This window comes from Nostoc sp. FACHB-110 (assembly GCF_014697425.1).
GTDB lineage: Bacteria > Cyanobacteriota > Cyanobacteriia > Cyanobacteriales > Nostocaceae > Nostoc_B.
The window spans coordinates 79,891-89,571 of sequence record NZ_JACJRU010000031.1 but is presented as its reverse complement, the minus strand read 5'-3'; the positions used below and the strand labels follow the sequence as shown (position 1 = coordinate 89,571).

Annotated in this window: 9 protein-coding genes; 4 read left to right on the top strand and 5 right to left on the bottom strand. The window is 40.7% G+C overall.

The genetic code is table 11. From position 1 onward, the window contains the following. A partial coding sequence (locus H6G69_RS23665) for a transposase (RefSeq protein WP_190686431.1) occupies positions 1 to 102 on the top strand: 102 nt, incomplete at its 5' end. Between the two features lie 533 nt (positions 103 to 635). Beyond that, a complete protein-coding gene (locus H6G69_RS23660; RefSeq protein WP_190691573.1) occupies positions 636 to 1,400 on the top strand; it encodes a group II intron maturase-specific domain-containing protein in 765 nt (254 codons plus the stop codon). 64 nt (positions 1,401 to 1,464) lie between these two features. Here the strand turns inward: H6G69_RS23660 and H6G69_RS23655 are convergent, their stop codons facing one another. From H6G69_RS23655 to H6G69_RS23645, 3 genes are all read right to left on the bottom strand, one after another. Continuing rightward, on the bottom strand, positions 1,465 to 1,650 hold the full coding sequence (locus H6G69_RS23655) for a hypothetical protein (RefSeq protein ID WP_190691572.1): 186 nt from the start codon (positions 1,648 to 1,650) through the stop codon (positions 1,465 to 1,467). A gap of 3 nt (positions 1,651 to 1,653) precedes the next feature. Next, on the bottom strand, positions 1,654 to 2,775 hold the full coding sequence (locus H6G69_RS23650; protein ID WP_190691571.1) for a hypothetical protein: 1,122 nt from the start codon (positions 2,773 to 2,775) through the stop codon (positions 1,654 to 1,656). A 410-nt stretch (positions 2,776 to 3,185) separates the two neighbouring features. After that, positions 3,186 to 3,674: a hypothetical protein gene (locus tag H6G69_RS23645; protein ID WP_190691570.1), complete on the bottom strand. Its 489-nt coding sequence runs from the start codon at positions 3,672 to 3,674 to the stop codon at positions 3,186 to 3,188. 382 nt (positions 3,675 to 4,056) lie between these two features. Between H6G69_RS23645 and H6G69_RS23640 the strand changes: the two genes are divergently transcribed. Further along, positions 4,057 to 5,307, top strand: a complete 1,251-nt coding sequence (locus tag H6G69_RS23640; protein ID WP_190691569.1) for a glycoside hydrolase family 10 protein — start codon at positions 4,057 to 4,059, stop codon at positions 5,305 to 5,307. Positions 5,308 to 5,451: 144 nt separating this feature from the next. Further along, positions 5,452 to 7,437 carry a TrkA family potassium uptake protein gene (locus H6G69_RS23635; protein ID WP_190691568.1) on the top strand — a complete coding sequence of 662 codons (1,986 nt, stop codon included), beginning with the start codon at positions 5,452 to 5,454 and terminating at the stop codon, positions 7,435 to 7,437. Between the two features lie 50 nt (positions 7,438 to 7,487). On the opposite strand, the gene H6G69_RS23630 is transcribed toward H6G69_RS23635, so the two are convergent. Next, positions 7,488 to 7,931 (bottom strand): aspartyl protease family protein, encoded by a 444-nt coding sequence (locus H6G69_RS23630; RefSeq protein ID WP_190691567.1) that lies wholly within the window; start codon positions 7,929 to 7,931, stop codon positions 7,488 to 7,490. A 162-nt stretch (positions 7,932 to 8,093) separates the two neighbouring features. After that, positions 8,094 to 9,578, bottom strand: a complete 1,485-nt coding sequence (locus tag H6G69_RS23625; RefSeq protein ID WP_190691566.1) for a site-2 protease family protein — start codon at positions 9,576 to 9,578, stop codon at positions 8,094 to 8,096. Positions 9,579 to 9,681 lie beyond the last annotated feature (103 nt).

Sequence of the window (9,681 nt, the reverse complement as noted above, 5' to 3'; positions counted from 1 at the left end):
CACGCAGAACATCTCTGGAGTCCTTCTTACTTTGCTTGCTCTGTGGGAGGAGCGCCGATTGAAGTCTTGAAATCGTATATTAAGAATCAAAATTCGCCCTAGAAGGGCGAGGCTTGTATCCGTGCGGTTCGTTTCTATGAAACATAGTTTGTAGCTATGGGAATTAGAGTCCTTACACCGCCTTAGATTTCCAAAATCTTAAAAGAAAGTAAGGATAACTTCAATCTGGTGTGAGTGCGCTGAAAACCTAAAGTAAGCAAGTCTCACCCGCTAGGAGTGGCGTGATGCCAAATCTGCCCACATAGACAGAGAACAAACTCTGAAAATGAAGCTGGGGACAGGACGAGGAAAACAAACCTGAGATGGGGGTAACTCGTACAGGCAAGTAGTCACGGTTAGGCAACAGCCGAACCCTCGGAAAAAGCGTCCAAAGCCCTCCTGCCAAACTCAAGGCAGAACAACGATATATACCCGTATCGCTGATGGATACAGCAGATGCAACTCTGGGTAATCGTGGGCGAAGTGAGGGAACCTAAAACTACAAAACAACTAGATTGAGGAACGAATAAAACGACTCTTTCAACCCTCAACCCTATGAGGTTGTGGAACCCTTAAATAAGGTTTAGCAGGTAGAGTTGGTAGGATTCACTCGAAAATCGGCGAACCAAGGACTCGCTGACCAATTCTTGGCAACAAGGGGGTTAAAAGTAAAAGAAGCCAAAACCAAAGTGGTCAAAAGCACCGATGGTTTCGACTTCCTTGGGTGGAATTTTTGTGTTAAACCCAACGGCAAGTTCATCTCTACACCGAGTCAAAAATCCCTTAAAGGAATTAAGACAAAAGTGAAAGAAGTAATGAAAGATAGTCGATTCACCCTCGAAGAACGCATCGATAAATGCGAAGCGGTAGTTCGTGGATGGAGAAATTACCATCGATTCTGTGATATGAGTCAACACGACCTGTGGAGTTTAAACCACTGGGTTTGGAAATTCATCCGCAAACAAGGAAGATACGACCGATACCAAACCAACAAGGTTTTGAAGAAAGCATTCCCATCCGTAAAATGGGCAGCGTGCAGGTTTATCAACGTCACTGGGACAAAATCCCCGTTCGATGGCGACTTAGCGTACTGGTCAAAAAGGGAAAATGCTAATTACGACGGTATAACGGACAAAGTCCTGAAGAAACAGAATCACAAGTGCGCCCACTGCGGTCTAATGTTCTATTCGGGTGACATTGCAGAACTACACCATAAAGATGGCAACCATGCAAATTGGAAAGCCAATAATTTGGAAGTACTGCATCGTGAATGTCATCTACATCAAAGCAATCATGGCAGAAGATGTGAGTCCGAAAAACAGGTTAACCCTGATTTAGTAGATGTCAAACTAGGAGCGTAGTGCGGTGAAAGTCGCACGCTACGTTCTGAAGGGGAGGTGTCCCATAGTAATATGGGCATCGACCCTAACCCTTCTTTTGGTCAAATCTTGGCAGACGCTTGGAGTTGAGTCTTCCTGGTACGGTGATTGTAGCGTCGATGCCGCTATTATCTAACCTACGTGTGGCTGCTTGCAGGGAGTAGCCAGCAGTTGCAGTGACGGCATACACATAAGCGTAACTAAAATCTTCTTGTTGGGTACTGAGGCTCATTATTTATAAGTCTTGATTAGCTAAAAGCTGATTCCACGCATTAGCTACTCGGCGTAAACTTTGGGGTAGGCTATCTTGAGAAATATCGTTGTATTGTACTGTACCATCTCGGCTGGTGAGAGTGTAGGTAATAAAGTCAGCCGCGCCGCTAGGTGCTGGATAAGTGACATTTCTAAATTCCCTTTTGTTGCGTTGTAGCAATTGTTCAAACTGTTGCACCTGTTGGCGAGATACACGGCGGATACTGCGTTCGGAATCATTAGCGTCGCCAATGCGTACACGAATTATCGTTCCATCATCGCGTAATACTGTTTCGTAGGTTCTGCCAGCAAAACCGCCGCTAGAAATGTGGCGAAATACGACACCTTGGTCTAGGGGTGGTGGTAATTCGCTAGCTGGAATTGGTACAGGTTTAACGATGTTAGTTGAGTTATTGCTTTGCGCTAGTTTGATACGTGAACCATCTTTGTCAGATAAGAACACCCAACGCTGATTTGCTGCACCTACGGTGACTTGCCAACCAGAAACAAGAATGGGATCGCAAGGATAGGGAGGTGTGGAGCGATCGCATCCATCTGCCCAATCTGTTGTTTTAAAATCTATAATACTGAGCGATCGCGCTGATAAACCTGATATTTCTTGCGCCTGTTTTAAAACTGCATCTCTCACTTTTCGTGGTAGTTGGGTATTTAACGGGGTGATTGCAGACGCTAAACGCAAAGAACTTCCATTTTTATCAGTGTGATAAATCCATTTTTGCCTGCTATGAGAAACCACAACTTGCCAACCGGGAACTAATGCTTGGGTGCAGAATTCATCTGCTTGCGGTAGTTCTAAGCAACCATTACGCCAAGTTTTTTGACTATAATCAACAATTCGTAATTCTCTAATAGATACTCCGGCTTTGGTTGCAGCATCTTTGAGTACGGCGTTAGCAACTGAAGGCGGTAAGCGATTTGGTTTAGCTTTGGCTGTAGAAACTTCGTTAGTAATTGCTGGTGATAAGGCTGGGTTAGCAGCAGCACTTTTGACCAGTGTTAATCCACTGCCTACAGATAAAATGCCAGTTAAAACTAATGCAGTAAAAATTCGAGCTTGATTGGTGATATGATAATTTTTCAGCATAAATTTCCAACAATAAAATGCCTGTGTTAGTGACTATTTAAGGCATTAAAAACTGATATCTAGTAATTAATGACAAAAAAATATACAGTCCCAAAATTATATATGGTTGGGATTGTGAAAGTATCTGTCTTAGCAAGCAGATATGAGCCAAGACGCTGCTTTACTTATTGATTGTTCCTCAATTTTTACCAAAATTTCACACGGAACTAGGTAGCGCGATCGCACGTCTGAACAATTTTGGATTAGTTTTATAGTGAATAAAATTTTTGATTGATTCAACAGCTATATCTAAATAAATTATGGAATATTCAGACTTTAATATAATATATTAAGATTTGTTAAGAAATATTACTTTACTCTCAATTTAATGTATATCTAAGAAAATTTTGCCAGCACAAATTCTCAGATAATCATAGATTTTTTACTGTCTGCCTCCTGCCTTCTAATACATCATGAGCTACATCAAACCGAATAGTCGTTGCTGCCCAATTTTTTAAATCTGGGGCTAACCAAACTAACTTGCTCAAAATATCATTGTTGACAAACAGCACCATAGGAAAGTGAAAACTTTTGCGGAATTCATCGCGCATCAGGTTGGTACTAATTAGCAATTGATTGATGGCTAATACTGACTCTAAACCATCCACTATTAAAGCTTCGGTATGCGGAATACTGATAGTATTTGTAATGGTTGTGTAAAGTGTCTCATCCGTAGGCAATAATCTAATTTCTTTGATAGTTACTTTAGAACATTCTTTTAAAGATTTGACTATTTGCTGTTGTTGAGACACAGAGTCACAACAGGCTAATATCAAGGAAAACTCGCCAGATGCCACCATAATCGCCCTTGCTAGCCGCTGGGCAGCAGTTGTGCTGTTTTGTAAATTTAGATTATTCATAAGATTTTTATACTGTGTCTTAAAAGTAGCAATTTAGCCTAGTGAGATTACTTTTAATTTTGTTATCTATATTACAAGTATTGGAATGATAGTTGGCGAAGTTTTCCTGCTAATACCTAGCATAATCCTAAATAAGCAATATATGTAGAGGTATACAAATTATTAATAAATAAAGTTATATGTAACTATAGCTACAATACACCAGTCTTGTTTGCTGAGTGTACCAAGGAATCAAACTTTGTAAATAAGAGTAGTTTTTTCCCAATCAAATAGTTATAAATGCTGGATTTTTGCTCTGTTGTTTTGTCATAGTAGACGATAAGCAACTTCTATGTGGATATACTAGTCATTTTTCCAGTTCTGATTTTGTCCGTAATTAAAAATGAAAAGATTTGTAAAGTGGTGTGTTGAGTTATTAAGATGGAACACTCATCAGCGTAAAAAGCAGTCATTATTTGCAGGTATTGTCATGCTGAGTATGATGGCAACTTTTATGCTTTCATTTCCCTTAGCAGCAAAAAATATTCCGACTCAATCGCCTGCGTCGGAATTAAGAGGAGTATGGTTAACAAATATTGATAGTGATGTGTTGTTTGAACGCAACCGTCTTAAAAATGCCTTACAAAAGCTGGATGAATTAAACTTTAATACTGTTTACCCGGCAGTGTGGAATTGGGGATATACACTTTACCCTAGCAAAGTTGCAGCTAAAGTCATAGGGCGATCGCTTGATCCCACACCAGGGCTGCAAGGGCGAGATATGCTCAAAGAAATTGTCGATGAGGGACATAAACAAGGTTTAACAGTGATTCCTTGGTTTGAATTTGGCTTTATGGCTCCGGCTGATTCTTTATTAGCTAAAAACCGTCCCCAATGGTTGACAAGTCGTAGCAATGGCACAAAAATTGTTAAAGAAGGCATACATAATCGGGTTTGGCTGAATCCTTTCCATCCAGATGTACAAAAGTTTATTCAAGATTTAATTGTTGAAATTGTTCGCAACTATGATATTGATGGCATTCAATTTGATGACCATTTTGGTTTGCCTTCCGAATTAGGCTACGATGCCTATACAGTAGCACTTTATCAAAAAGAACACGGTGGAAAAGCCCCATCCAAGAATTTCCAAGATCCAGAATGGGTGCGTTGGCGAGCCAATAAAATCACCGATTTCATGAAGCGAGTTTTCACCGCGATTAAAACCACAAAAAGAAACTGTTTGGTTTCTGTTGCACCTAATCCCCAGCGTTTTTCTTACGAATTCTTTTTAGCCGACTGGCAAAAATGGGAACGTCTGGGAATAGTTGAAGAATTAGTGTTGCAGATATATCGAGACGATTTAAATGTGTTTGTCAAAGAATTAGAATATCCAGAAGTAAAAGCGGCTCGCAGTCATATTCCTGTGAGTGTTGGTATTATAACTGGATTGAAGAACAAAAACGTACCCATTACCCAAATTCAAACCCAGGTGCAGAAAGTACGCGATCGCAACTTTGCTGGTGTGTCTTTCTTTTTCTACGAAAGTCTGTGGAACTTGAGCAAAGAAGCCTCTTCAATTCGTCAGTCTGGCTTACAGAAAATCTTCCCCACCCCAGCAAAATATCCTAGTTTGTTAGCAGACTGGAAACCTTAGCAACAACCTTTGGAGGTGTGTTATGCGTGTAGAATAAACTAATTCCATACCGCAGCCAACACACCTTCCTGAAGATTTTATAATCAGAAATTGGGTGTCTTGGGATTCAACAATGTTCACCCAAAAACCTATCAGCATCAATATATGGGACAGAGTGCAGCAATAGATCCGAACTTTTTCTTAGTTTGTGGACTGGGCAGTTTAGGTCAATATTGTGTATCTGCGTTAAAGGAATTTGGTGTTAAAGTTAATGCAATTGAAGATGTCAAGCATCAGAATTGGGAAATTCCTGAATTACCTGATTTAATAGATAAATTGGTGATTGGTGATTGTCGGCAAACCAAAATATTAGAACAGGCAGGAATCAAACATTGTCGGTCAATTTTAATTGTAACTAGTGATGAGCGCGTCAATATAGCTGCTGCTTTTGCGGCGCGATCGCTAAATCCTGAAGTTCGTTTAGTCATTCGTTCTGCCCAAGACAATCTAAATGAATTACTGCAAGAAAGTTTGGGTAATTTTGTTGCCTTTGAAGCTACTCAATTACCAGCTAATAGTTTTGCCTTAGCAGCTTTAAGTAGTGAAACTAAGGGCTTTTTTACTTTAGAAAACCGCCTATTGCGAGTATTTGAAGTCAATATTAATAGTTCTCATCGTTGGAGTCATTGCCGTCTTTATGAAATTAATAGTAGCAACCGCCGAGTATTGATTCATGCTCAAGCTGGAAAACCCATCCCCAAAAGTTTTTATCAATGGGAACCAAATACAAAAATTTTACCTGGCGACTCGATTTTTTATATAGAAGTTACCGAAAAACTCAGTTTTCAACCCACTCGCAATATTCATAATGTTGGGCAATTCAAAGATGCAATCATCACAGGAATGAGATGGCAAAATCTCACCAAAACATTAACTCATCTGTGGGCAGAAAGTAGTCAAACTCGACGTGTAGCTTTTGTTGTTTGCATTGTCATTGTGAGTTTATTTGTCTGCGGTACACTGCTGTATAAATTAGAGTATCCGCAAATTACTTGGCAAGATGCTCTCAATGTTTCCTTAGTATTGAGTTTGGGGGGTTATGGTGATTTATTTGGACAATTAAAAATTCCTTTTCCGGTTCCTTGGTGGCTGCATTTATTTAATATCAGTATGAGCGTAGCTGGGACAGTTTTTGTCGGCATTATCTATGCTGTCATGACCGAACGGCTTTTATCGACTAGGTTCCAGTTTTCTAAGCGTCGTCCCCCAGTACCGAAATTAGATCATGTAGTTTTAATTGGCATAGGAAGGGTGGGGCGCCGAGTCTCGCAGTTGTTACAAGAACTGAGACAACCTTTGGTCGGTGTGCATACTAAAGACTTAGAACCAGGAATCCTACCACAAATGCCTTTAGTGATCGGCAATATCCACAATACATTAACTAAAGTTAATCTTCAGACAGCAAAAAGCGTTGTGGTGCTGACTGATGATGAAGTAGCCAATTTAGAAATTGCCTTAAAAGCACGAACTGTTAACCCACAAGCTAACTTAGTAATTCGTACCTTTGACCCGCGTTTTAGTGAAAATGTCGCGCGACTGCTACCTTATGCTAGGGTGTTGGGGGTTTATGCTTTAGCCGCAGAAGCATTTGCGGGTGCAGCTTTTGGGGAAAATATTTTAAATTTGTTTCGCTTAGATAATCAAACTACGCTAGTTACCGAATATCTAATTACAGATGATGATACACTCAATGGCAAAGTACTTGCTGATATTGCCTATGGTTATGGAGTAGTACCAATTCTGTATATCAAGGCTAATCAATACACTTCTAAATTTATGCCTTCTGATGATATCATACTTGTTGTAGGCGATCGCTTGGTAGTTTTAGCCAGCATTGAAGGACTGTTCCGCGTCGAACGGGGACTCATCGCCACAGGTCAATTATTAGTGAGAATAGAAAAAGCTAACTCCCCCGAAGCCGCATTTGAAGGCGCAGCAGTCATTTCTCGAGTAACTGGTTGTGATATGCACTCAGCCCGAACTTTAATGAATCAACTACCAGCGACTTTACAATATCCCCTCTACAAACACCAAGCACATCGTTTAGTACATGAATTGAGTAAGTCGCAAGTTGTTGCTCATATCGAGTAGTTTGCTAGTAGGTTGGGTGGAGGCGTATGAGAAATGTTGACAGCAATAATTTACAAAACCATTAAATAAGTATCTTTGCCTTCTGCTGGTAAAACGCGCAATTTTTGATTAATCAAATCTGGCTCTAATCCTAAATCTTCTAAAGGGATTAATCCTAACAAAGGATCTGCACCTTCTGGTAATTCAATACAATTAAATATTCCTTCTCTGCCTTCAACAGAAAGATTTAGCATTTTAAAAATGCGAGCTTTGTGTATTCCTGTGGCTATTTTTACGTCAACTTCCCCTTGAAGAGGTAATCCTAAATCCCGAATAATATTTTTAGGTAAACACAGTCTGGTTGCACCTGTGTCCACTAAAACATCATGTAAAGTAATTGAACGTATTTGTTCTTGGGAAATAAATCCTCTTTCTGCAAGAGTCTGGTCAATTTGGTTAGTAATAGTGATTGTGGTAGTTACTTTGCCCATGTTTTCACTTTTGTTAAGTGTCATATTATTTTCCTCTTCTAACAAGGTTCAGTTAAACGCAAAGGGATGAAGAGGTAAACGCAAAGTTACGCGGAGTTTTTTTGTGATAGTGGCGTGAATCAATCAAATTCGCCCACGCCACTACAATTAATTTGTTGAAGATTATTCAGACTTCAGCTTTCCTACTTATCCGCCAATGCCTAAACGCCCAGCCAAACCGGGAGTTAAAGGTAAAAGTGTGGCAATCATTAAGAATAATGCTAAAAGACCTAAAGCGGCTCTGGCATCATCGGGTTCGCTGATTTCATTTAAGCTGGGGCGTTCTAAATCTCGTTGTAAAAACAAAATGACAATTGCCCAGTACATCGCCAAATTATTACCGAGAGAAACCAACGCCAACAAAATTAACGTTGCGACTGATGCTCTACCAGCAGTTTTACGGCCATAAATAGCTTGCACTATGCGTCCGCCATCTAAAGAGCCGGCTGGCATTAAGTTTAAAGCAGTGATGACCAATCCCAACCAACCGATAATAACTAAAGGATGGACGTTGACTAAAGATGATTGCAAAGCTGAACCAAGGACAACTCGCGCCAAGCTCCCGACTAAAATCGAACCTTGGAAAAACTGATTGGGTAATTGAAATAAACTACCTGGGTGAGAAAGCAATAACCCAATAATCAACATGATGAGAGAAACGATACCACCTGCGGCGGGGCCTGCCAAGGCAATATCAAACAAGGCTGTGCGGTTGGGTAAAAGAGATTCAAACCGCGTAATTGAACCAAAGGAGCCAATTTGCACTGCAGGTAACAAGAAAGGCCAGCTGAGGCGTACTTGATAACGACGGGCAAGTACCCAGTGACCAATTTCGTGGGCTATTAAAATTGTAAAGATACCCAGCCCAATGGGTAAGGCTTGTGGGAGTCGTTCGGGGTGGGCAAATAAATCAAAATTTAACAGTAACCCTGCTGTCTCAAAACAGGTGGCGACAGTTGCAATTAGCAATATACCAGCAAAAGCTTTTTGGGCTGCTGTGGTTGGTCGGGGATCGTTACGACTAGGCAGAACAATTACCACAGGTTTAGCATCTGTGTTTTCGACTAAAAACAGACGATACTGCTCACCAAGCCGTTCTTTTAAACTGGCACTGAGGCGGTTGTGAACTTCTTGGGGTTCGCCACGCAGATTACCTTTAAAAATAGCACCTTCTTGATAGGCGATCGTTTCTGTGGCAAAAAAGGTGTCAAGTCCAAAAATTCCTTTAATGGCGGTTAAATCGGCTTCAGGAATTGATACAACTTCGATGTTGATTTGGGCAACTGGTGGTTGTGCAGTGTTACCTTCTTGTGGGGTATCAGCCGCTAGCCTTTGGGTAGCGCGTTGTTTGAGGATGGCATCTTGTCCTGCTGCCCGCAGTTGTCTACCAAGATAAATGTATAAACCAGCAGACGCTACAACTAAGAACAATACACCTACTATATTTATGTATACGCCTGCGGCAAACAAACCAAAAAATAACAGCCAGGGAGCCATTAAAACCACTGACTGCAACCAGGCTAAGATTCCCAGTTTTCCAAAAGGTCTGGCGCGATAAAAGCCCCAGCCCAAAATGGCAAACGCTACCAATAAAATTGTCCCAATTATAGGAGTCTCTGAGGAAGCAAACATTTCCAAACCCTTCGCTGTGAAAGACCAAGCCTGAGTTGGTCAGGTGTGAGAGATATAGCAGAAGGCAAAAGGCAGTCTTGATGAAACTTGTTTCATAGCCAAG

Excerpts from the sequence above, each read along its gene's own strand:
- H6G69_RS23655 (WP_190691572.1), bottom strand. The coding sequence starts at position 1,650 with ATGAGCCTCAGTACCCAACAAGAAGATTTTAGTTACGCTTATGTGTAT.
- H6G69_RS23650 (WP_190691571.1), bottom strand. The coding sequence starts at position 2,775 with ATGCTGAAAAATTATCATATCACCAATCAAGCTCGAATTTTTACTGCA.
- H6G69_RS23645 (WP_190691570.1), bottom strand. The coding sequence starts at position 3,674 with ATGAATAATCTAAATTTACAAAACAGCACAACTGCTGCCCAGCGGCTA.
- H6G69_RS23640 (WP_190691569.1), top strand. The coding sequence starts at position 4,057 with ATGAAAAGATTTGTAAAGTGGTGTGTTGAGTTATTAAGATGGAACACT.
- H6G69_RS23635 (WP_190691568.1), top strand. The coding sequence starts at position 5,452 with ATGGGACAGAGTGCAGCAATAGATCCGAACTTTTTCTTAGTTTGTGGA.
- H6G69_RS23630 (WP_190691567.1), bottom strand. The coding sequence starts at position 7,931 with ATGACACTTAACAAAAGTGAAAACATGGGCAAAGTAACTACCACAATC.
- H6G69_RS23625 (WP_190691566.1), bottom strand. The coding sequence starts at position 9,578 with ATGTTTGCTTCCTCAGAGACTCCTATAATTGGGACAATTTTATTGGTA.